This is a genomic window from Neisseria dentiae (genome assembly GCF_014055005.1).
Classification (GTDB): Bacteria; Pseudomonadota; Gammaproteobacteria; order Burkholderiales; family Neisseriaceae; genus Neisseria; species Neisseria dentiae.
The window spans coordinates 329,748-349,864 of sequence record NZ_CP059570.1 but is presented as its reverse complement, the minus strand read 5'-3'; the positions used below and the strand labels follow the sequence as shown (position 1 = coordinate 349,864).

Below are 20,117 nucleotides of genomic sequence, written 5' to 3'. Positions count from 1 at the left end.
GCCGCAAACCAAACAACAAGGCCGTCTGAAAAAACTTTCAGACGGCCTTCATATGTGTTTGAAGGAATAATCTGCTTACTTTCCCGACTGGCCGAGAAAATAACCTGCCGCAATCAAAATAATCACAACAACCAAGATAACGCCGCCGGTAATCAAGGCTTTTTCACCTTTGAACCACGACATCCAGCGCGGCATGCCCAGCTCCTTCTCCATTTTCTCTTCCAGCTCCGCGCGTATTTGTTTGCGCAGGCGTTTTTCTTCGGCCAGTTTTTCCAGCTGCATACGGTGCGCGATTTCCTGCTGCTTCTTATGCTCGAAAGCCACTTTTTCTTCCCACTCGATGCGTTTGCGCGCGATAACGGCTTCGGTAGCGGTTGCAAAATGCAGGCGGCAGGTGGGGCATTCCGCAGTTTCTTCAGGATTGTCTATCATGGTACGGCACACCGGGCATTGGTCGACGATGGGCTGAACCTTATCTTCCTCTTCGGTGTCGTCGGGCATCAGCTCGAGCGAGTGGCGGATAATCACATCCAAACCCAGATAGCTGAAATATTGCTGGGCGTTTTCGCGTTCGTCTTTGGTGCAGTTTTCCGCAATAATGGCCTGAGGACGTTCGGCCAATGCCTGAATCAGGTCATTGGCTTCATTTTCCGGCAGGTTGTCGAGCAGGCAGGCGTTGATACGCTCGCGGTCGATACCGGGCGGATAAGATACATAAACGTCATAAAATTTCTGTTGACTCATTATTTTTCCGTTAAATCTATTCTATTTCTGAAGTTCAGACTTCAATTTCCAGCCATACTTTATTATTTTAAAGAAAACAAATATTTGGAAAATTCGGTTTCTTTTGGTTGTTAAAATACGCAAATATGTAAACAGTAAGGTTATGCGATTGCAGCGGCTTTGTCAGCCGGCTGCATACAAGCGGTATTTATTTGCGATTAAATCAAACAGACACTAACGGCAAGGTTTCTTCTGCACGGCGATTTTAACCCGTGCAGCCGATACGCGTGATTTGAAAAAGTAATGCCGACGATTATAACCAAGCATTCTCATCGCCGTGAATTATTTTCCCCTTATTCCTTTAAACAGGCCAAAGAAAAATTGATTTAACACAAAGCCGAAACCCCGGCTGCCCTGCCCTTGGTCTTGCGCGGGCGGCCGGATTGCCGGGAATCAAACGGAAAACGATGAACCGCAACCGCAGGTGGTGGTGGCGTTGGGATTGCGGATAACGAATTGCGAGCCTTGCAGGCTTTCGGTGTAGTCGATTTCGGCACCCACCAGATATTGGTAGCTCATGGGATCCACCAAAAAGGTTAAGCCGTTTTTTTCGATTTCGAAATCATCGTCGTTTTTGATTTCATCGAAAGTAAAGCCGTATTGGAAACCCGAGCAGCCGCCTCCGTTCACGAAAACGCGCAGTTTCAGATCGGGGTTGTTTTCTTCGGCGATTAGGTCGGCCACTTTGGCGCAGCAGCTTTCGGTAAAGATGATGGGGGTTTCTTCTGACATGATGTGCTTCCTTAGTTTTGTGATAGTTTGCGGCTATTGTCGCGCAAACGGGCTGCTTAAGCAAGTTAGGGCGGCGGCCGGAATTTCAATATGTGGTAAAGCCGGTTAACGCCGTTTTTATCCGCCGGTTCAACGGTAGAAAATACGGCGGCCGTCTGAAAACATATCCTTTAACGCCAGCCTCTGAGGTTGCGTTCCACCAGCGCGGTTAAGGCATCTATCCATGCCGCATCGGTGTTCAGGCACGGGATATAACGGTATTGCCGCCCGCCTGCCTCGTGAAACTGCTCGCGGCCGGCTATGGCGATTTCTTCCATGGTTTCCAAGCAGTCGCTGACAAAACCGGGGCAGAACACGTCTAAATCAAGCACGCCCTGCTTGGGCAGCCGGTCAAACAGCTCCTGCGTGCCCGGCCCTATCCATTTGGCCTTGCCGAACTGGCTTTGAAACGAAACGACATAATCGTTTTCGCCGATAGACAAAGCTTTGGCCAACAGGCGCGCGGTTTCGTGGCATTCGTGCGGATAGGGGTCGCCGTCGTCGCTGTTTTTCTGAGGAATGCCGTGAAAACTCAACATCAGCTTGCCGCCGCGCCCGTGCTGCGCCCAATAGGCTTCGATATGCTGCTTCATGGCGGTGATATAGCCTTCGTCGTTATAAAAACGCGACACGGTACGCACGCTCATTTGGTTGCGCTGCTGCAAAAGTTCACCAAATACTTTGTCGAGTGCCGCGCCCGTGCTGGAAGCGGCATACTGCGGGTAAAGCGGCACAACCAGCACCTGCATCACGCCTTGCGCCCTCAGCTCGCGCAAAACCTGAGGCACGCCGGGGTTGCCGTAACTCATGGCGTGGCGCACGATAACATCCGGCAGCCGCTGCGCCAGCAGTTCGGCCTGCTTTTCCGTATAAACCGCCAGCGGCGAACCTTCGGGCAGCCAAACTTTTTCATAACCGTGGGCGCTTTTTTTCGGGCGCAGGGTCAGCACCACGCCGTGCAGTATCGGCTGCCATAACGGTTTGGGCAGCTCCACCACGCGCTTGTCCGACAGGAAATCGCGCAGGTAGGGTTTGACCGCAGCAGCCGTCGGCGCAGCCGGTGTGCCGAGGTTCATCAGCAGCACAGCGGTTTTGTTTTGCTGCCCGTAAGGCAGTGCGGGTTCGGGTAAAAAACTCGGCATGGTGTTTATCCTATCGTTTTTTTCAGACGGCCTGTTTAAGTTTGGCGTATGCGGGCGTATTGCTATATTCCTATCAATACCTGGCAAAATTTTTCCGATGCTGAAGTTTGGCCCGCTAAGCTCAAGCCGTAAATGCCGCTCCGTTCCAAGCCTGTATGCCGCCGAGCAAAATGCCGTAGCGTATCAGTTTGCCCACCGTCAAAATCAGGCAGCATTTCCAAACATTCAGGCGCAGCCAGCCTGCCGCAATCGGCAGCCCGTCGCCCACAACGGGCACCCAGGCCAAAAGCAGCGTCCAAATACCGTATCGGTTCAGAAACTTAAATATTTTTTCAGACGGCCTTTTCTTATCGGGCAACAATCTGCCCATACCATACGATACAATACTGCCCGCCCCGTTGAAAAAGCCCGCCACCAGCCACGCACCCAACCAAGCTTCCGGATAGCGGAGCACAAAAGCGGTGAAAGCGGCTTCAGACGTACCGGGCAGAATGGTGGCGGATGTGAAAGCAGATGCGGCCAAGGCGGCATAAAGCCAGAATAATTCCATAGCAGGCGGTCGGCACGGCAGAAAAATGCGTATTGTAATGCAAAGCACCCGGCCGACGACGGTTTTTTATACCGCACCACAACATTACCATGCCGTACTATGCCGTTAAACCGCCACAGCTGCCACCCGTATGCCGCTTGTTGACCTAATCCGCAGTTTTGTGAAAATAACCGAAATTTGTTCGAATTTTTGTTAAAACCCGTGCCGCTTGCGATAGGCTTCGCACCGAGGCCGTCTGAAACATAACCCGAACATAATTTGGCCACCCAAACCGAACCTGCAAATTTCAGCCGCTTTTCGTTAAAAAAAGATAAGCAATGTTTGGTTTTACGCAGGCAAGGCAGTGCATGGAAAGTTGAAACAAACCAGCCCATACAAAATGACAACGTAGTAAATATGCAACAAGGCACGTCTTTAAAATCCGGCAAAAAAGCTCGTCTGCCCGGCATGATAAAACCAGCCTTCCGCCGGCAAGATTTAAAAAATCCGACAGAAATTGTTTTTTAACTTTTTGTATTTAATAAAAACAACCCCGGCATTCCGCAAATATCAAGCGCGGGCGACTGCAATGGTTTGATAGAAAACGGCGGTTTCTCCCGCTCGGAATGCCCCAACAACCTTTATGCGGAAATTTAACCGTTTATCTAAAAAATAGTCACAAGCGTAATTTGTTTGGCATAATTCGTTTTGTTAAAAAATGTATTTTTTAGATAACTTATGAAACGACCGCTTTTTGTAACGGTTCTCGCCTGGTTTTTAATCGCCGCCTCGGTATTAAGCACCCTGGCCATGCTGGCAACCCGGCACAACCCCGAAATGCAGGAAATCATCCGCCACATCCCGTTTCCGATAGGCATTTATACTTCGGCCGCTTATTCGGAATCGGTGTTGAACATCATTGCCGGTGCAGCCATGCTGCGTGCCAAAAACTGGGGGCGCTGGCTGTATGTGATTTACGGCACGGCGGGTATCGTATTTAATCTGGCGGTATCGCCCGACCAACCGATGCTGCTTTACGGGGTGGTGCTGTTTGCCTGCATCGTGTATTTTTTGTTCCGCTCCCGTACCCATTTTTATTTTCAAACCTCCGGTGGAATAGGTAATGCGTAATCTGTTGAGTATGATATTTTTCTGTGGTGCCGTTTTCTGTCTGTATATGCTGGGGCTGACCGCTTTTATCTCCACGCAAACGGTAGTGGACAAATGGTCGGCACTATTGGCCTTTTCGGCAGCGTCGGCCGTGCTGACGGCTGTCGGCCTGGCTATCGCCCGCTTCAAAAACTGGCGGCTGAAAACCGGCATGGTGCTGTTGTTTTCATGCCTGGCGGTGTGCGGCGTGATGTTTGTGATTTTGGCCGCCCCCTCCACACCGGTTATTGCGGGTGCCGGCAACATTATGCAGCTTAAGGATTTCGGCGATTACCAAACCGGCGGCACCACCCTGCTGCTGCTGCTGCTTGTATCGGGCGCTTTGGTAATCTGGCACACCCGCGTATCGAAACTGAAAGATAAAATCGCAGCGCTTAAACAGCGCGTGCAACGGCTTTAAATCTGTTTCGCCCTACTAAAAGGCCGTCTGAAAGCAAATTCCGCATTTGTTTTCAGACGGCCTAAACGATTTTGCAAAAACCTCTGCCTGTTATTATCGGCAACGGCTGTTTCAATTTCCGCTACGGCCTTGCCGCGCCCTGCCGCTCCCATGCGGCGGCCTGTCTCCCGGTATCGGAAAATATTTATTGGCTATATACTTACCCTCCGCACCCATCAAACCATTAATATTATGAAAACCATTTTAATCACCGGCTGCTCCAGCGGCATCGGTTACGATACTGCCAAACAACTGCACGCGCTCGGCTGGCGCGTATTCGCAACATGCCGCCGATCCGAAGACGTCGAGCGCCTGCGCAGCGAAGGCTTAACCGATGCGCTGCAACTGGACGTTACCGACAGCCGCAGCATACAGGCCGCTTTCGACACCCTGCTGGCACAAACCGGCGGCAGGCTCGACGCCTTGTTCAGCAACGCGGGCTACGGCCAGGTCGGCGCGGTGGAAGACATTCCGCGAGAGGCTTTGCGCGAGCAGTTTGAAACCAATGTTTTCGGCGCATGGGAATGTATCCGCCTGGCCATGCGGGTGTTCAGGCAGCAAGGCCACGGCAGGATTTTGGTAAACAGCAGCATTTTGGGGTTTTCGGCCATGCCTTGGCGCGGCGCCTACAACAGCACCAAATTCGCGCTTGAAGGCATGTGCGACACGCTGCGCCACGAAACCCACGGCAGCGGTATTTTTGTCAGCCTGGTCGAACCCGGCCCTATCGCCACCCGCTTCCGCCCCAACGCCTTGAAAAAACTGCACCAATATATCGACATCGAATCCAGCTTCCACGCCGAAAACTACCGCCGCCAGCTCAACCGCCTGGAGGCGGAAGGCGCGGTGGCGCCTTTCACCATGTCGTCGCCCGATTGTGCCGCCGTGTGCGTCAAAGCCCTCACTGCCGACCGGCCCAAAGCACGCTATCTCGTTACCTTTCCCACCGTATTGTTTTGGTATCTGCGCCGCCTGCTGCCCATTTGGCTGCTCGACCGCATGCAACGCGGCGCCGTCGAAGGACAAGGCAAATGAACACGGTTTACCTTGCTTCAGGCAGCCCGCGCCGCCGCGAAATTCTCGAAAACCTCGGCTACACCGTTGCCCGTCTGCGCGCAGAAATCGACGAAACCCCTTATCTGCACGAAGCCGCCGCCGCTTATGTGGCGCGAATGGCGCTTGAAAAAAACGCCGCTGCCGTTGCTTATTGGCAGGCACAACATCCTTTTGCGCCCGAATACCCGCTGCTGAGTGCCGACACCACCGTTGCGCTGCACAACCACATTCTCGGCAAACCCCAATCGGCAGAAGATGCCGCCGATATTCTGCGCCGGCTTTCCGGCACCACCCACCAAGTATTAACGGCCGTATGCGTTTATTGGCAAGGAGACACCCGCGCCCTGATACAGCAGAGCGACGTTACTTTCAAAACCTTGAGCGAAGCCGAAATCGCCGCCTATATCACCAGCGGCGAGCCGATGGACAAAGCCGGCGCATACGGCATTCAGGGTTTGGGCGGAATATTCGTGGAAAACCTGCGCGGCAGCTTTACCGGCGTGATGGGGCTGCCCGTGTTTGAAACCGTAACCTTGCTGAAAAGCTTGGGTTTGGCCACCCCGCCTTTTCAGACGGCCTGAAACCATTTGCCGGCCACAACACCAGTGGGGCAATATTCAAAACCTGCCAAACAAATAAACCAAGCCGTCGGTTAAGGCATATTGCCAGATAGCATAATCATGGCCGCCGTTGTATTCCCGATAAACGGCATCGCGACCTTGCGCAGTCAGCACATCGGTCAAACGGCGGCTGCCGGCGGCAATGCCGTCGGCCGGGTCTTCGCCGGCGCGCGCGGTTTCGTAGCTGCCGGCGGCGATAAACCAATGTTGGGGCGGCATTTTTTGCGCGGCAAATTGGTCAGCCAACTTCTGCCCGTTACTGTTTTTATGCCAAAACGAACCGGAAAGCGGGATGGCATTGCCGAAAGTTTCCGGCCGGCGGTAGGCCGCATAAGCCGCGGCCAAACCGCCGTAGCTGCTGCCTGAAACAACCGTATGCTGCGGCCGGTGGCGGATGGCGGTATGCTGTTCGACAAAAGGCAGCAGCTCTTCGGCGAGCATATCGGCAAAATCGGGATTGGCCGGCAATTCGGCGCGCCTGTTTACATTATCGATCAATACCACCGCCACGGGCGGCAGTTTGTTTTGGCGCCGCAGGCCGTCGAGTATCGGTATCAGGCGGGTTTCGTAAAGATACTGCCAACCGTCGAACAGATACAGCACTACGGGGTCGGCGGCTTGCGGGTCGGTTTGGTAAATCCAGATACGGCGGGTGTTACCGAGCTTCTTACTGTGAAACGCATAGTTTTTCAGACGGCCTCGCGGCGCAACGGCTGCCTGATCGTGCGGTTCTGCCAAATCGACCAGTGAGGATTCGGCAAAACGGCGGCGGTTGAGCGGGTCAGGCACCAACACCGACAATAGGGCGCGGCGGCTGCGGTAGGCATCGGCACCGTCGGGTGTGGGAATGTCGGGCGCCAAACGATAGCTCAGCCGCAAATCGTTGCGCACTTTAAATGTTTTATACCACACGCCGCTGCCGGGCAGTTTTTCCAACCATTCGTGATCATTCGACGGCCCGCCGAGCAGGCGCACATTGTATGCCGCATCGCGGTAAAGAAAAGTGAGCAGGCTGTGCCCGCTATCGGTTTTCTCCACCAACGGTGCACCCTGCCGGCGGATTTCCGCCCAAAACCTCTCTTCGGCACGGCTGCCCTGCCGGTTAATTTCCCGCTGCAACTGCTGCAAGCGCGGGCTTTGCGGTGCCGCGTTTTCACGCACCATTTCATCGTAATGCGCCGCACTCTGTTTCAGGGTAAGGCGGTAACACAGATGGCGGTTGCCCGGTGCGCTCAGTTTCAGCCAAATGCGGCTGCCGTGCGGATACCACAACAAAAAATCCTGCCGGTTGGTTTGGTCGGCGAACAATTTGCGTTCGGACGCGGTATCGGAAACCGCGCTCAACGACACACCGCCGCGGGAAAAGTCGAGACGGCTGAATTCGATGTTTCCTTCAATATAACGGCCTTTGTTTAAATCAACGGCAATCCGCTCTTCGGCGCGGCCTTTCAGACAGGCCTGCCGTACCGTATCGGCTGCTGCCGTGAGCGGTGCGGCGGCGAAAGCCAAAGCAAGCAAATATTTCATACGGCCTGCCTTACCAGCGATAGCTGCCGGACAGCGTCCAAACACGGCCTTTTCCATAGAAACATGAGGCGTGGTTGGCGCAAGAGGCCACATATTGTTTGCCGGCGAGGTTTTGCACGTTCAGCTGCAATTGCGTGCCTTTTAATGCGGGGATGGCGGTGCCGGGTTTGTAGGCCAGTTTCATGTCCCAAACCGTATAGGCGGGCACACGGAAGGTGTTGGCATTATCACCCCAGGTTTTGCCGGTGTAGCGCAAACCCGTGCCGATGCTCAGCCCTTTGAGCGGGCTTTGGCTGCCGAAGCGGTAATCCAGCCAAAGCGAGGCGGTGTGTTTCGGCACGCCCCATTGCGTGGTGCCGACCAGTGCGGGATTGCTGTCTTCACGTACTTTCTTATCCAGATAGGTATAGCTGCCGCTGACGCCCCATTGCGGCGTGATGTCGCCCTGCACTTCGATTTCCGCGCCGCGCGTACGGACTTTGCCGACCTGTGTTTTCTGCCAGCTTACCGGATCGTACACCGACAAATTGGATTGGTTGATGTTGAACAGCGCGCCGGTCAGCAACACCCGCGGCGTCGGTTGGTATTTCACGCCCACCTCCGCCTGGTTGGCGGTAGTCGGTTTCAGGCTGCCGCCGTCGGCCGCGATGCCCGCTTCGGGTAGAAACGAAGTCGCATAATTGGCATAAGCACTGAGGCCGTCTGAAAAACGGTAAACCGCGCCGGCGCGCCAAGTGAATTTATTGTCGGAGTTGCTGTTGGATGTTGCCCTGAACATATCTTCCTGCGAAGTATCGGCCATATCGTAACGGCCGCCGAGCAGGAAGCGCCAGTTGCCCCATTCGAGCTGGTCTTGCAGATAGAGGCCGGTTTGACGGATGCGGCTCTTTTCGTCGCCGCTTAAAGCCGGCGTATCGACCGCCACCCCGTAAACCGGATTGCGCCAGTCAATCGGCGGCGCGTCGCCCAAATAGCTTTTCAGAGCACTGCGGCTGTCCTGATAATCCGCACCAAACAACACCGTATGCCGCAGCGCATCCGAACCCGTTTTCCACACCAGCCGGGTATCCGCCTGAAATTCATGCCAGTTTTCATCAAAAATCCGCGCCATACGCCGGATATTGCTGCCGCCGAGCGGGTTCCACACCACCAAGGATTTCAGATAGTTGTTATAGGCGCCGTAGCGCAGATTCTGTTGCAGGCTCAGATTGTCGTTGAATTTGTGTTCCAGTTCGTAGCCGATTTGGTTTTTGGTGTTGTTCAAATCGTGGTAGTTGGGGTCGCCGCTGAAAAAGTCGAGCGGAATGCGTTGCCCGTCAACGGGAAACAGCGTTCCGTCGCTAATCAGAAAATTGCGGTCGCCTGCTTCAGGCTGCCGTTCGTAAAGCCCTTTCAACACCAACTTGGTGCGTTCGGTAGGCCGCCACATCAATGAGGGCGCGAGCGTCAGGCTGCGTTGGCGCGTCTGTTTGCCCGCCTGCCAATCCACTTGTTTGGCATTGCCAACCAAGCGGTAGGCCAATTGTTCGTTCCATTCTTTATCTATATCCAAGCCGATTTCCGCGCGGTTGCCGCTGCCGGTTTTCAGCACGATTTCACTTTCGTTGCTGCCGGTGGCTTGCTTCGTAATCAGGTTGACAATGCCGCCCGGATTGCTCTGCCCGTACAGCATCGAAGCGGGGCCTTTCAGAATGTCGATGCGGTCGATGATGTAGGGATTGATTTCCAGCGAAGCGCCGTAGCGCAGGCCGTCCCAAAACGTCGGCTGCCCGCCGCCGTTGCTTTTGCCGCCGATGCCGCGCACCGACATTTCGATATGCGTATTTTCACCGCGGTAGCCGCCCGACACACCCGAAGTGTAAGCCAGCGTTTCTGCAATATCCTGCGGTTCGCGCTCATCCAAATGGCGGCGCGTTACCGTACTGGACGATTGCGGAACATCCATCAGCGAACCGTCGGTTTTGGCGGCGGTGCGCGTTTGTGCGGAGTCGGTCACATACTCGTAACGTGCAGCATTACGCGTGCCGTACACATTAATCGTTTCCAATTCGGTCTGCTCGGCAGCGGAAGCGAACGCAGCGGCAAACAGCGCGGGCAATGGTGCGAGGCGGAAAATCAAACGGCTTGTTTTCATCACGGATACTCCTTAGAATTAAGAACCATTCTTATTTATTATATGATTAGCCGTTGCCGCACGGCCCGAAGAATCCGCAACAATATCCCTACCACAACAAAATGATTCACACCGCACACCCCGTCCACCTCTCTCACCAACACGGCACCGTCAACACTTACTCCATGCTCGGCGGCCTCGACTTGAAACACAGCGAACTGACCACCGTGAGCGGAATCTGCCGCGAAAGCGGCCGTTTCTACCCGGCGTTACGCCTTATTTTTACTTTGGAAGGACAATCCCACCTCCGCTTCGGCAGCCGCGAAATCAGGTTGCAGGCAGACAGCAACCGCTCGGCGGCCTGCCTGCCGATCAATATGCCCGAAGAAGGCTGCAAAATCTTCCATAACGGCCGCCAGCGCGAGCTGGTTTTATTGTGCAGCAATGTTTGGCTGGAAAACATGGGCTGCCCGCCCCACATTCTGAAAGCCTTGCGCCAAGCCCATCTCCAACCGCACTATCTGGCGATTACCCCGCCTTTGTCCGAAAAAATCCGCAGCCTGATGCAGACCTGCCGCCGCCCCGCACCGTGGCGGGCACTGCACCAAACCATGCAGAGCATGGTGCTGGCGGCAGAAGTTTTGCAGACTCTGTTTCCCGACCACTCGGCCAAACCGTTGTCCGTGCGCCTGCAAAAACTGCTCAAACTGCTGCACGATCCGGCAGCCGCCAATGCCTGTCTGAACACATTGGCTAAAGCCTGCCACAGCAATCCCACCACATTGCAGCAAGAATTTCAGACGGCCTTCGGCATCAGCATCGCCCATTACCGCCGCGAATACCGCCTGCAACTGGCACGCAACGCACTGCTGCAAAACCACAGCGTCGGCGAAGCGGCGGCGCTGGCCGGATACGGCAATCCCGAATGTTTCAGCAAAGCCTTTAAAAAACTGTTCGGGCGGCCGCCAAGCCGATACCGTCCGACAGGAGCATAAAAAAATCAGGCTGACATTCCGTCAGCCTGATTTTTTCCACAATATATTGCCAACCGGCACTAACCGATATTGTCAGCCATAGCCGCCTGCTCGCTTTCCAGCTTTTTCTCCATCATCACCGCTAATTGCGCAGCTACGCCCTGCTCTATTTTGGTTAAGCTGTCCGCATGGGCTTCGTGATAAGCCTCCTCCAGCGCAAATGCAAAGCCGGCCGCATCGGTGCCGCCGTGGCTTTTAATCACCACGCCGCGCAGGCCGAGAAAGATGGCACCGTTGAAGCGGCGGGGATCGAATTTGTTTTTGAAACCTTTCAATGCCGGCATGGAAACCAGGGCGGCGGCTTTGGTGAACACATTGGCCTGAAATTCCTGCTTGATGGCGCCGCCCATAAACTTCACCGCGCCTTCTATGGTTTTCAGCACGATATTGCCCACGAAACCATCTGCCACAATCACATCGACCTTGCCGGAAAATACCGCATTGCCTTCCACATTGCCGACAAAGTTCAGATTGCTTGCCTTCAGCAGTTTGAACGTTTGCTTAACGGTTTCGGTGCCTTTGATGTCTTCCGTGCCCACATTCAGCAAACCCACGCGTGCGCGGCCGTTTTCGGGATAAAGGGCTTGGTAGAGTTCGCTGCCTATAACGGCAAACTGCATCAATTGCTCTTCGGTGCAATCGACATTGGCGCCCAAGTCGAGCATTAATGTCATGTGGTCGTTGGAAGATGGCAGAAATTTGGCGATGGCTGGCCGCTCGATGCCGGGAATGGTTTTCAACACAAAACGCGCCGTCGCCATCAGCGCACCGGTATTGCCCGCCGACACGGCGGCCTGCGCCAAACCTTCTTTCACTTGGTTGATGGCGATGCGCATCGAAGAATCTTTTTTGTTTTTCAACGCCAACTGCGGGGCTTCGTCCATCTCCACCACTTGGGAAGCGTGCTGAACGGTGATGCGCTCCATCGGCGCATGGGCGGCGGCGAGCGCGGCTTTCACAAGCGCCTCGTCTCCCACCATAATCAGATTCACGTTGCTCTGCCGGTTTAGAAAGGCCACGGCACCGGGAACGGTAACGTTCAATCCGGCATCGCCGCCCATGGCATCAACGGCCAAAGTAATCATTCATGTTTCTCCGTATGTTATACAAATGTTTCAGACGGCCGGGCTTTGCGGCCGCGAAACCTGCCGCTCATTCTGCGGCCTGAGCTGCCAGGCGGTTGTGTCCGTCGATGTCTTCGGCATCCCACGGGTAGTTGATCCACCAGTCGGGCACGGTCAATCCGCTGAAATAAGGCATATTTTCAGGCAGTTTGCCTTGTTTTTCTTTGATTTTTTCATGTAAAACGGCAATGCCTACGGTGCCGAACTGCTCTTTGGCAAGCTCGTTGAGGCAGAATTCGAGCGTAACACGGCTGTCATCCACTTCGTCCACCACCAGCACGTTTTTACCGCACAGGGTTTCGGGCATGGGGTCCAGCCATTGGATTTTTTTCACGCCGTCGGTTACCTGGCCTTCGTTATCGCTGTCGTAATAGGCGGTGGTTACGGCGTAGATCGGAATTTCCAGAAAACAGCGCAAAATCCGCGCGGGAATAAAACCGCCGCCGCCGATGGCTATCATGGCATCGTAACGCACGCCCGAGGCTTGGATTTTTTCTGCAAGCTGCTTGATAACACGGTGAATATCGTCGTAGGTGTACCAGACTTTCTTTTTCATCATACAAATACCGGCAATGCCGCAGGCACATACCTTAAACAAGCAAACAAGGTTTCAGACGGCCTGATTTATTGATATGTCAAATCTGCGGCGTTTAACGCAAAAAAGCCAGTAATTGCGGTTGGAAGGCAATCTTCTGGCTTTCGTTCATAACGGGGGCGGTGCGGATTATTCGCCTTTGGCTTTCACCACTTTGCGGCCGCGATACATACCGTTGGGGGAAATGTGGTGCGGGCGGTGCACTTCGCCGGTAGCGCCGTCAACCGACAGGGCGGGCGCAGTCAAGGCATCGTGCGAGCGGTGCATACCGCGGCGTGAGGGGGATTTTTTGTTTTGTTGAACGGCCATTTCAAGCTCCTAAAATATAAAACTGTAAAACCGGGTCAGCGGCTGCTTTTCAGCCCTGCCAAAACGGCAAACGGGTTGGGTTTGTCTCGGTTGACCTCTCCGACGGCGGCGTTGCCGCAGTTTTCATGGCGCGGCGAAAACGGCAGGGCCATCAGGATTTGGTCTTCCACCAAAGTGCGCACGTCGAGCGTTTCTTCCGCCACCATGCCTTCCAAGTCGTCGTCGGAAAGCATGGCTTCGTCCAAACCGGCTTCGTCGCCGAACAACACGATACGGCCGGTTTCGTTGAAATCGAACGGCATCGGCTGCATACAGCGCTGGCACACCAGCGGCACGCTGCCGGTTACGCCCAAATCGAGAAACAAGCGCCCGAGGCGGTCTTGCCCGCCCTGAAGCGTAAACAACACCTCGGCCTGTTTGTCGGCAAAATATTCGTGCGACCAAACGCGTTCGTCCAACTGGCTCAGCAAAAATCTGCCTTGCAGGCTCTGCTTTTCGGCGGCGAAAGCGGCGGGGTCAATCAAATTAAGGTCTGACATAAACGGGGTATGATATAATTTCGTTGCTTTAACGTCAATGTTTTTACACACATGAATGCAAATCTGCCGCTTATTTTAGGCTCGAGTTCGGTGTTCCGCCAAGCCCAGCTGCAACGCTTGGGGGTTTCGTTTCAGACGGCCCGTCCCGATTTCGACGAAACGCCCGCGCCCGGCGAAACCGCCGAGCAAACCGCCTTGCGCCTTGCCGTCGGCAAAGCCCGCTCGTTGGCCGGAAAATTTCCGCACGCGCTGATTATCGGTGCCGACCAAGTGGCCTGGTGCAACGGCCGCCAGCTCGGCAAGCCGATGAACGTCGCAAACGCACAACAGATGCTGACAGACTTGAGCGGGCAGCGTATTGAGTTTTACAGCGCGCTCTGCCTGCTCAACACCGCTTCCAACGGCCTGCACACCCATGTTGATAAAACCGTGGTTACCATGCGCGAATTGGACGGCGGGCAAATCCGCCGTTATCTAGAGCGCGAACCCGATGCCGTTTATTGCGCCGGCGCAGCCAAAAGCGAAGGCTTGGGCGCGGCGCTGCTGGAACGGATAGACAGCACCGATCCCAACGCCCTTATCGGCCTGCCGGTTTTCAAACTGGTGGCGTTTCTGGCGGCGGAAGATGTGGAAGTTATTTAACAACAATCACACCAGAACCTTTGTAAAACCACCTTGAGGCCGTCTGAAAATATTTCATTAAAAAATAACCTGTTTTTTCAGACGGCCTGATCAAACCGGCCGGTTTGCCGATTACGCCGAAAGCCCGAAACCATGCCCACCATACTCTACCTCATCCCCACCCCGCTCGGCACACCCGACACACCCTGCCTGCTGCCGCACGAACAGGCGCAAATTACCGGCCTTACCGACTTCGTGGTCGAAGCCGAAAAAACCGCCCGCGCCCACCTGAAACACTTGGGCATCACTACGCCGATACGCAATCTGAACCTGCAAACGCTCAACGAACACACCGACATCAAAACCCTGCCCGATTTGCTCAAACCGCTGCAAGAAGGCCGCAGCATGGGCATTGTCAGCGAAGCCGGCTGCCCTGCCGTGGCCGACCCCGGCGCCAACCTGGTGGCGCTGGCGCACGAGCACGGTTTCGAAGTGTGCCCCTTGGTCGGCCCGTCCAGCCTGCTGCTGGCTCTGATGGCATCGGGCGCCAACGGCCAGAATTTTGCATTCAAAGGTTACCTGCCGTCTGAAAAAAGCGAACGTATCCATGCCTTAAAGGCATTGGAACAGCGCTCCCGCCAACACAACGAAACCCAGTTGTTTATCGAAACACCCTACCGTAACGATGCGCTGCTGGCCGATGCCGTCGAAACACTTTCCCCCGCCACCCGCCTGTGCACCGCCAGCGATTTAACGCTGCCTTCACAAACCATCATCAGCCGAACCGTGGCCGGCTGGCGCAAAAGCGGGCCACTGCCCAACCTGAAAAAACGCCCCACCATATTTGTTGTGCACGCCGCCTGACTTCCGCCATCACAACGGCAAAAGCAGCTGCCGGCAAAGCGCCCCGTTAATTTTCGCCACCCTATCTTGCCAAATAGAAATTCTTTACCTATAATGCGCAGCTTATTCGGAATGTAGCGCAGCCCGGTAGCGCACTTCGTTCGGGACGAAGGGGTCGGAGGTTCGAATCCTCTCATTCCGACCACCATAACTCAGGCAGCTTTGGCAATTCAAAGCTGCCTGTTTTCTTATGTTTGGCTTTATTTGCAACACCGGCGGCCGGCCGAAACCTTTGCCAAACCGCCGTTGTTCGAAGCCTCCCGCCGCCCTTGCGATTAATATTTGGGAAAATCGGGCGGATTATCTTACAATAGCCGTTACCCCCAAACCCTTAAAAGGCGTTACCATGCAGTATGCCAAGATTCTCGGCACGGGCAGCTATTTGCCCGCCAACCGCGTCAGCAACGATGATTTAGCCAAAAAAATAGACACTTCCGACGAATGGATTACCACGCGCACCGGTATCAAATTCCGCCATCTCGCCGACGATAACGAAAAAACCAGCGATTTGGCCGTTGCCGCCGCGCGCAATGCCTTGGCAAGCGCCAACCTGCCCGCCGAAGAGCTTGATCTGATCATCGTTGCCACTTCAACGCCCGATATGATTTTTCCTTCCACTGCCACCATCGTGCAGCAGAAACTCGGCATCGGCAGCAGCGGCTGCCCTGCTTTCGATGTGCAGGCCGTGTGCGCGGGTTTTATGTATGCCATCACCACCGCCAACGCCTACATCAGAAGCGGCATGGCCAAAAACGTGTTGGTAATCGGCGCGGAAACCTTCAGCCGCATTCTCGACTGGAACGACCGCACCACCTGCGTACTGTTCGGCGACGGCGCAGGAGCGGTGGTGTTGGGCGCATCCGACGAACCGGGCATCATCCACAGCAAGTTACAGGCCGACGGCGACTACCTCGATCTGCTCAAAACCCCGGGCCAAGTGGTAAACGGCCAAGTTTGGGGCACGCCTTTCCTAACCATGGACGGCCCCGGCGTATTCAAATTCGCCGTAAAAATGCTGTCCAAAGTGGCCGACGAAGTGATCACCGAAGCGGGCTACACCGCCGGTCAAATCGACTGGCTCGTGCCGCACCAAGCCAACAAACGCATTATCGAAAGCACCGCCAAGCATTTGGGTTTGAGCATGGAAAAAGTGGTGCTGACCGTGCAGGAACACGGCAACACTTCCGCAGCATCCATTCCGCTCGCCTTAGACAGCGGCATACGCAGCGGCCAAATCAGCCGCGGGCAGCACCTGTTGCTCGAAGGCATCGGCGGCGGCTTCGCCTGGGGTGCGGTGCTGTTGAAATACTAACTATTCAAATACAATGCAAACCATTTAAAAAAACAACATTCAGGCCGCCTGAACCACAGCAAACCGAATATTTTCAGACGGCCAAACAAAAAAAACGAATAAAACGACGGCAGCCAATCAACGAGCAGGGGAAGCTCCCGGCCGCCCAACCATAACTCACCAAATACATTACGAAAATGACCAAACAAATACATTACGGCACAGTAACGCACTGGTTCGCCGAGCTGCAACGCGGCTCGGTGGTTTCCGACGATCACGGCGCACAGCGGATTCTGCTCGAAGCCTCGTCTTTAAGCCGGCACTACGCCCACCCGAAAAGCGGAGACCGCATCAGTTTCTGCCTGCATCAAGACGCCAAAAACCGCCTGTGCGCAGAAGGCGCGTCGCTGTTGCCGCCCTTAAAGGAAAACGAACGGGTGGAAGTAACGCTCACCGAATGGAACTTCCAACAAAACGGTGGCTACGGCATCCACCGGGTGCAGCGCAGTTCCCCGATTTTTATTTTGGGGCAGTTTTTAAACGACCAAACCCGCATTCCCGAAACCGGCGAAGTTTTGGAAGGCAGGCTGGTCAAACACAGCAACGGCCAATGGCTTTTGGTGGAAGCCGATATTATCGGCAGGCCGTCTGAAACCGCACCGGATACGGCGCAACAACCCGCCGCCGTTATCGCCGAAGAACAGCCGCAAACCGAAACCGGCCGCGCCGACAGCCCGCAAATCTCCGGCGGCGCCGATACCAGGCAACACGGCACCGCCGGCACCGACACACACGCCCTGCCCGCCAACCGTGTTTTAAACGGCGAAATCATCAGTTGGGACGACGAAAAAGGCTACGGTTTTATCCGCACCGCAAAAAAGCAAAGCGTGTTTTTCCATATTTCTGCGTTCCACTACACATCGCAGCGGCCGCAGGCCGGGCAGCAGGTGAGTTTCTACTGCAACCGCCCCGTCGGCAGCGAACCGCAGAAAGCCCTGAAAGTGGTGTTGAGCGGCCACGAAGCGTCGCTGTTTTCCGACCGCCCCTACGATTACCACGAGCTGAACCTGAATATGCGCAAATTTTTGTGTTACGGCCTGAGCGGTACGGTTTACCTGCTGGCCGTCAACCATTATTCCACCAAACTGGCCGCGTTTTACCTGCTTGCCAGCGCTGCCGCCTTCTGGCTTTACCGCAGCGACAAGCAAACCGCCGTTACCCAAGCCGGCAAAACAGGTTATCTGGGGCGCGTGCCTGAGAAAAAACTGCACCAAATCGGCCTGATCGGCGGCTGGCCGGGCGCGCTTTTGGCACGCGGCGCCTTCAACCACAAAACCGGCAAAGCATCGTTTATCCGCGTTTTCTGGCTGGTGGCGGCAATCAATATTGCCATCACCTATGCGCTGCTGATACATTATGCCGATAATCCGCTTGCTTCATTGTTAAAAAACTAAAGGATTGCCATGTCTTTCGCATTTTTCTTTCCCGGCCAAGGTTCGCAGAGCCTCGGCATGATGAACGGTTTCGACGGCACCGCCGTTGTGAAAGCCACTTTCGACGAAGCCTCCGCCGTGCTCGGCCGGGATTTGTGGGCGATGATTAACGGCGATGATGCCGCCCCCATCAACGAAACCGTCAACACCCAACCGCTGATGCTGGCCGCCGGCGTGGCCACTTACCGCGCCTATCTCGAAGCGGGCGGCAAAGCTCCCTCCGTGGCGGCTGGGCACAGCTTGGGCGAGTACACCGCATTGGTGGTTGCGGGCGCATTGGATTTTGCCGACGCCGTCAAACTCGTGCGCCTGCGTGCCGAGCTGATGCAGAGCGCCGTGCCGCAAGGCGAAGGGGCAATGGCCGCCATTTTGGGGCTGGACGACGATGTGGTTCGCGAAGTTTGCGCCGAAGCCGCCCAAGGCAGCGTGGTGGAAGCCGTCAACTTCAACTCGCCCGGCCAAGTGGTGATTGCCGGCGCCGCCGCTGCGGTGGAGCGCGCGATGGAACTTGCCAAAGAAAAAGGCGCCAAACGCGCCCTGCCGCTGCCTGTTTCGGTGCCCTCGCATTGCAGCCTGATGAAACCGGCCGCCGAGCAACTGGCCGAAGCATTGAAAAACGTGGCAATCAAAACACCGCAAATCCGCGTGATCCACAATGCCGACGTGGCCGCCTACGACGATGCCGAAAAAATCAAAGACGCCTTGGTACGCCAGCTTTACAGCCCCGTGCGCTGGACCGAAACCGTCAACGCGCTGGTTGCCGAAGGCATTACCCAATCCGCAGAATGCGGCCCCGGCAAAGTGCTGGCGGGTTTGGCCAAACGCATCAACAAAGAAGCCTCGTGCAGCGCGCTGACCGATGCCGCACAAGTGGCCGCTTTTATCGAATCGCAAGCCTGATAACGAAACTTTTCAGACGGCATGAAACACGCATGCCGTCTGAAAATCCGACAATCTCTCCCACCATGAGCAAAACCGTTATTTTGGCCGTGCCTTATATGTACGGCTTGGATCAATGTATCGAGAAAAACCTACGCCACCACGGCTTCGATGTTATTAACCTGTGTTATGACGACCGGGATTCCTACTACCCGCACCTGGGCAGCCGGCTGGCTGCGCTTTATCATAAAAAAATCACTAAAAACCAAGACTATAAGAAAAAGCTGAAGTTTTCGCGCTTTCAAAACGAAATCAACCGCAAACTTGCCGCGCTGGGCGGCAACAAAGCCGATTTCGCCTTGTGCATACGTGCCAATATCTACCCCAAAGCCATTATTAAAAAAATCCGCGAGCATTCCGCCTTCTGCATCAACTACCAATGGGACGGCATCGGCCGCTTTCCCGATATCATCGACTACCTGCCCTATTTCGACCGCTGCTTCGTGTTCGACAAAAACGATGTGGCCAAATATCCCCAACACCGTTTCGAAGCAACCACCAATTTTTATTTCGACTTTCCGGTCGAAACCGAAAACGGCAGCAACGGTCTGTATTTTCTCGGCGGCTACGAAGCCAACCGCGCCGTCGATACCAAACGCTTTATCGAAGAAGCACGCCGTCTGAAACTGCCGCTTGATTTCCATATCTACTGCAAAGACCAGCGCGCCCGCAAAGCCTTCGGCACCGAAGGCATCACCTATCTCAACCGTTCCACCGTGCTGAGCTTCGAGCAAAACCTGCAAAAAGTATGCGGCAGCCGTGCCGTGGTTGATTTTGTCCAATTCGACCATTACGGCCTGTCGTTCCGGATTTTCGACGCCCTGTGTTTCGATAAAAAGCTGATCACCAACAACCAAACCGTTACCGGCTACGATTTCTACCACCCCGACAATATTTTCGTGTGGAACGGCAAAAACCTCGACGGGCTGGCAGACTTTCTCAACAAGCCTTACGTTGCGTTGGATCCCGAAATCAAACAATATTATTCGTTCGGAAGCTGGATACAGCGCGCATTTTCGCCCTCTGCCGCACTGCCGTAAACCTTTGCCCCGCGCCGTTTTCAGACGGCCTCCATCCCGCGCCGGGCCGTCTGAAACCCCATAAAGCCAAAGTCTCCGC

The 20,117-nt window shown here is 55.0% G+C and carries 22 protein-coding genes and 1 tRNA gene; 13 read left to right on the top strand and 10 right to left on the bottom strand.

Going from position 1 to position 20,117, the window contains the following annotated elements; genetic code table 11:
* Positions 1–75 precede the first annotated feature (75 nt).
* The 4 genes from H3L92_RS01640 to H3L92_RS01625 all read right to left on the bottom strand — a co-directional run bounded on the left by H3L92_RS01640 (position 76) and on the right by H3L92_RS01625 (position 3,246).
* On the bottom strand, positions 76–747 hold the full coding sequence (locus H3L92_RS01640) for a hypothetical protein (protein WP_372338516.1): 672 nt from the start codon (positions 745–747) through the stop codon (positions 76–78).
* A 429-nt stretch (positions 748–1,176) separates the two neighbouring features.
* Positions 1,177–1,515 (bottom strand): iron-sulfur cluster insertion protein ErpA, encoded by a 339-nt coding sequence (erpA, locus tag H3L92_RS01635; RefSeq protein ID WP_085362710.1) that lies wholly within the window; start codon positions 1,513–1,515, stop codon positions 1,177–1,179.
* Positions 1,516–1,685: 170 nt separating this feature from the next.
* The gene (hemH, locus tag H3L92_RS01630; RefSeq protein ID WP_085365059.1) at positions 1,686–2,696 is read right to left on the bottom strand and encodes a ferrochelatase; all 1,011 of its coding nucleotides are present in this window, start codon (positions 2,694–2,696) and stop codon (positions 1,686–1,688) included.
* Positions 2,697–2,817: 121 nt separating this feature from the next.
* Positions 2,818–3,246, bottom strand: coding sequence for a YqaA family protein (locus H3L92_RS01625; RefSeq protein WP_085365060.1), 429 nt, complete (start codon positions 3,244–3,246; stop codon positions 2,818–2,820).
* 258 nt (positions 3,247–3,504) lie between these two features.
* Between H3L92_RS01625 and H3L92_RS01620 the strand changes: the two genes are divergently transcribed.
* The 5 genes from H3L92_RS01620 to H3L92_RS01600 all read left to right on the top strand — a co-directional run bounded on the left by H3L92_RS01620 (position 3,505) and on the right by H3L92_RS01600 (position 6,471).
* The gene (locus tag H3L92_RS01620; RefSeq protein ID WP_085365061.1) at positions 3,505–3,753 is read left to right on the top strand and encodes a hypothetical protein; all 249 of its coding nucleotides are present in this window, start codon (positions 3,505–3,507) and stop codon (positions 3,751–3,753) included.
* 210 nt (positions 3,754–3,963) lie between these two features.
* A complete protein-coding gene (locus H3L92_RS01615) occupies positions 3,964–4,356 on the top strand; it encodes a hypothetical protein (RefSeq protein WP_085365062.1) in 393 nt (130 codons plus the stop codon).
* 85 nt (positions 4,357–4,441) lie between these two features.
* Positions 4,442–4,795, top strand: coding sequence for a hypothetical protein (locus tag H3L92_RS01610; RefSeq protein WP_143824302.1), 354 nt, complete (start codon positions 4,442–4,444; stop codon positions 4,793–4,795).
* A 231-nt stretch (positions 4,796–5,026) separates the two neighbouring features.
* Positions 5,027–5,869: an SDR family NAD(P)-dependent oxidoreductase gene (locus H3L92_RS01605; protein ID WP_085365064.1), complete on the top strand. Its 843-nt coding sequence runs from the start codon at positions 5,027–5,029 to the stop codon at positions 5,867–5,869.
* Positions 5,866–6,471 carry a Maf family protein gene (locus H3L92_RS01600; RefSeq protein ID WP_085365065.1) on the top strand — a complete coding sequence of 202 codons (606 nt, stop codon included), beginning with the start codon at positions 5,866–5,868 and terminating at the stop codon, positions 6,469–6,471. The genes H3L92_RS01605 and H3L92_RS01600 overlap by 4 nt, the downstream gene beginning before the upstream one ends.
* A gap of 36 nt (positions 6,472–6,507) precedes the next feature.
* Here H3L92_RS01600 and H3L92_RS01595 read toward each other — a convergent pair whose 3' ends face one another.
* Both H3L92_RS01595 and H3L92_RS01590 read right to left on the bottom strand, forming a co-directional pair.
* On the bottom strand, positions 6,508–8,037 hold the full coding sequence (locus H3L92_RS01595) for an alpha/beta hydrolase-fold protein (RefSeq protein WP_158088138.1): 1,530 nt from the start codon (positions 8,035–8,037) through the stop codon (positions 6,508–6,510).
* A 10-nt stretch (positions 8,038–8,047) separates the two neighbouring features.
* On the bottom strand, positions 8,048–10,171 hold the full coding sequence (locus H3L92_RS01590; protein WP_085365067.1) for a TonB-dependent siderophore receptor: 2,124 nt from the start codon (positions 10,169–10,171) through the stop codon (positions 8,048–8,050).
* A 101-nt stretch (positions 10,172–10,272) separates the two neighbouring features.
* On the opposite strand from H3L92_RS01590, the gene H3L92_RS01585 reads away from it, so the two are divergent.
* Positions 10,273–11,145: a helix-turn-helix transcriptional regulator gene (locus H3L92_RS01585; protein WP_143824304.1), complete on the top strand. Its 873-nt coding sequence runs from the start codon at positions 10,273–10,275 to the stop codon at positions 11,143–11,145.
* A gap of 59 nt (positions 11,146–11,204) precedes the next feature.
* Here H3L92_RS01585 and plsX read toward each other — a convergent pair whose 3' ends face one another.
* The 4 genes from plsX to H3L92_RS01565 all read right to left on the bottom strand — a co-directional run bounded on the left by plsX (position 11,205) and on the right by H3L92_RS01565 (position 13,751).
* Positions 11,205–12,269 carry a phosphate acyltransferase PlsX gene (plsX, locus tag H3L92_RS01580; RefSeq protein WP_085365069.1) on the bottom strand — a complete coding sequence of 355 codons (1,065 nt, stop codon included), beginning with the start codon at positions 12,267–12,269 and terminating at the stop codon, positions 11,205–11,207.
* Positions 12,270–12,336: 67 nt separating this feature from the next.
* Positions 12,337–12,864: a phosphoribosyltransferase gene (locus H3L92_RS01575; RefSeq protein WP_085365148.1), complete on the bottom strand. Its 528-nt coding sequence runs from the start codon at positions 12,862–12,864 to the stop codon at positions 12,337–12,339.
* A gap of 168 nt (positions 12,865–13,032) precedes the next feature.
* Positions 13,033–13,212, bottom strand: a complete 180-nt coding sequence (gene rpmF, locus H3L92_RS01570) for a 50S ribosomal protein L32 (protein ID WP_003785213.1) — start codon at positions 13,210–13,212, stop codon at positions 13,033–13,035.
* Between the two features lie 35 nt (positions 13,213–13,247).
* Positions 13,248–13,751, bottom strand: a complete 504-nt coding sequence (locus tag H3L92_RS01565) for a YceD family protein (RefSeq protein WP_085365070.1) — start codon at positions 13,749–13,751, stop codon at positions 13,248–13,250.
* 51 nt (positions 13,752–13,802) lie between these two features.
* Between H3L92_RS01565 and H3L92_RS01560 the strand changes: the two genes are divergently transcribed.
* The 7 genes from H3L92_RS01560 to H3L92_RS01530 all read left to right on the top strand — a co-directional run bounded on the left by H3L92_RS01560 (position 13,803) and on the right by H3L92_RS01530 (position 20,038).
* Positions 13,803–14,393 (top strand): Maf family protein, encoded by a 591-nt coding sequence (locus H3L92_RS01560; protein WP_085365071.1) that lies wholly within the window; start codon positions 13,803–13,805, stop codon positions 14,391–14,393.
* Positions 14,394–14,525: 132 nt separating this feature from the next.
* Entirely contained in the window at positions 14,526–15,236 is a 711-nt protein-coding gene (locus tag H3L92_RS01555) for an SAM-dependent methyltransferase (RefSeq protein WP_085365072.1), read from the top strand.
* 107 nt (positions 15,237–15,343) lie between these two features.
* Positions 15,344–15,420 (top strand) — tRNA-Pro (locus H3L92_RS01550).
* A 201-nt stretch (positions 15,421–15,621) separates the two neighbouring features.
* Positions 15,622–16,587, top strand: coding sequence for a beta-ketoacyl-ACP synthase III (locus H3L92_RS01545; RefSeq protein ID WP_085365073.1), 966 nt, complete (start codon positions 15,622–15,624; stop codon positions 16,585–16,587).
* Positions 16,588–16,763: 176 nt separating this feature from the next.
* Positions 16,764–18,020, top strand: coding sequence for a DUF1294 domain-containing protein (locus tag H3L92_RS01540; RefSeq protein WP_085365074.1), 1,257 nt, complete (start codon positions 16,764–16,766; stop codon positions 18,018–18,020).
* 9 nt (positions 18,021–18,029) lie between these two features.
* Positions 18,030–18,959 (top strand): ACP S-malonyltransferase, encoded by a 930-nt coding sequence (fabD, locus tag H3L92_RS01535; protein ID WP_085365075.1) that lies wholly within the window; start codon positions 18,030–18,032, stop codon positions 18,957–18,959.
* Between the two features lie 65 nt (positions 18,960–19,024).
* On the top strand, positions 19,025–20,038 hold the full coding sequence (locus H3L92_RS01530; protein WP_085365076.1) for a WaaS/CpsH family glycosyltransferase: 1,014 nt from the start codon (positions 19,025–19,027) through the stop codon (positions 20,036–20,038).
* Positions 20,039–20,117: the final 79 nt, after the last annotated feature.

Excerpts from the sequence above, each read along its gene's own strand:
- H3L92_RS01545 (WP_085365073.1), top strand. The coding sequence starts at position 15,622 with ATGCAGTATGCCAAGATTCTCGGCACGGGCAGCTATTTGCCCGCCAAC.
- erpA (WP_085362710.1), bottom strand. The coding sequence starts at position 1,515 with ATGTCAGAAGAAACCCCCATCATCTTTACCGAAAGCTGCTGCGCCAAA.
- H3L92_RS01615 (WP_085365062.1), top strand. The coding sequence starts at position 3,964 with ATGAAACGACCGCTTTTTGTAACGGTTCTCGCCTGGTTTTTAATCGCC.
- H3L92_RS01625 (WP_085365060.1), bottom strand. The coding sequence starts at position 3,246 with ATGGAATTATTCTGGCTTTATGCCGCCTTGGCCGCATCTGCTTTCACA.
- H3L92_RS01585 (WP_143824304.1), top strand. The coding sequence starts at position 10,273 with ATGATTCACACCGCACACCCCGTCCACCTCTCTCACCAACACGGCACC.
- H3L92_RS01565 (WP_085365070.1), bottom strand. The coding sequence starts at position 13,751 with ATGTCAGACCTTAATTTGATTGACCCCGCCGCTTTCGCCGCCGAAAAG.
- fabD (WP_085365075.1), top strand. The coding sequence starts at position 18,030 with ATGTCTTTCGCATTTTTCTTTCCCGGCCAAGGTTCGCAGAGCCTCGGC.
- rpmF (WP_003785213.1), bottom strand. The coding sequence starts at position 13,212 with ATGGCCGTTCAACAAAACAAAAAATCCCCCTCACGCCGCGGTATGCAC.
- H3L92_RS01530 (WP_085365076.1), top strand. The coding sequence starts at position 19,025 with ATGAGCAAAACCGTTATTTTGGCCGTGCCTTATATGTACGGCTTGGAT.
- H3L92_RS01555 (WP_085365072.1), top strand. The coding sequence starts at position 14,526 with ATGCCCACCATACTCTACCTCATCCCCACCCCGCTCGGCACACCCGAC.
- H3L92_RS01540 (WP_085365074.1), top strand. The coding sequence starts at position 16,764 with ATGACCAAACAAATACATTACGGCACAGTAACGCACTGGTTCGCCGAG.
- hemH (WP_085365059.1), bottom strand. The coding sequence starts at position 2,696 with ATGCCGAGTTTTTTACCCGAACCCGCACTGCCTTACGGGCAGCAAAAC.
- H3L92_RS01600 (WP_085365065.1), top strand. The coding sequence starts at position 5,866 with ATGAACACGGTTTACCTTGCTTCAGGCAGCCCGCGCCGCCGCGAAATT.
- H3L92_RS01590 (WP_085365067.1), bottom strand. The coding sequence starts at position 10,171 with ATGAAAACAAGCCGTTTGATTTTCCGCCTCGCACCATTGCCCGCGCTG.
- plsX (WP_085365069.1), bottom strand. The coding sequence starts at position 12,269 with ATGATTACTTTGGCCGTTGATGCCATGGGCGGCGATGCCGGATTGAAC.
- H3L92_RS01605 (WP_085365064.1), top strand. The coding sequence starts at position 5,027 with ATGAAAACCATTTTAATCACCGGCTGCTCCAGCGGCATCGGTTACGAT.
- H3L92_RS01595 (WP_158088138.1), bottom strand. The coding sequence starts at position 8,037 with ATGAAATATTTGCTTGCTTTGGCTTTCGCCGCCGCACCGCTCACGGCA.
- H3L92_RS01575 (WP_085365148.1), bottom strand. The coding sequence starts at position 12,864 with ATGAAAAAGAAAGTCTGGTACACCTACGACGATATTCACCGTGTTATC.
- H3L92_RS01560 (WP_085365071.1), top strand. The coding sequence starts at position 13,803 with ATGAATGCAAATCTGCCGCTTATTTTAGGCTCGAGTTCGGTGTTCCGC.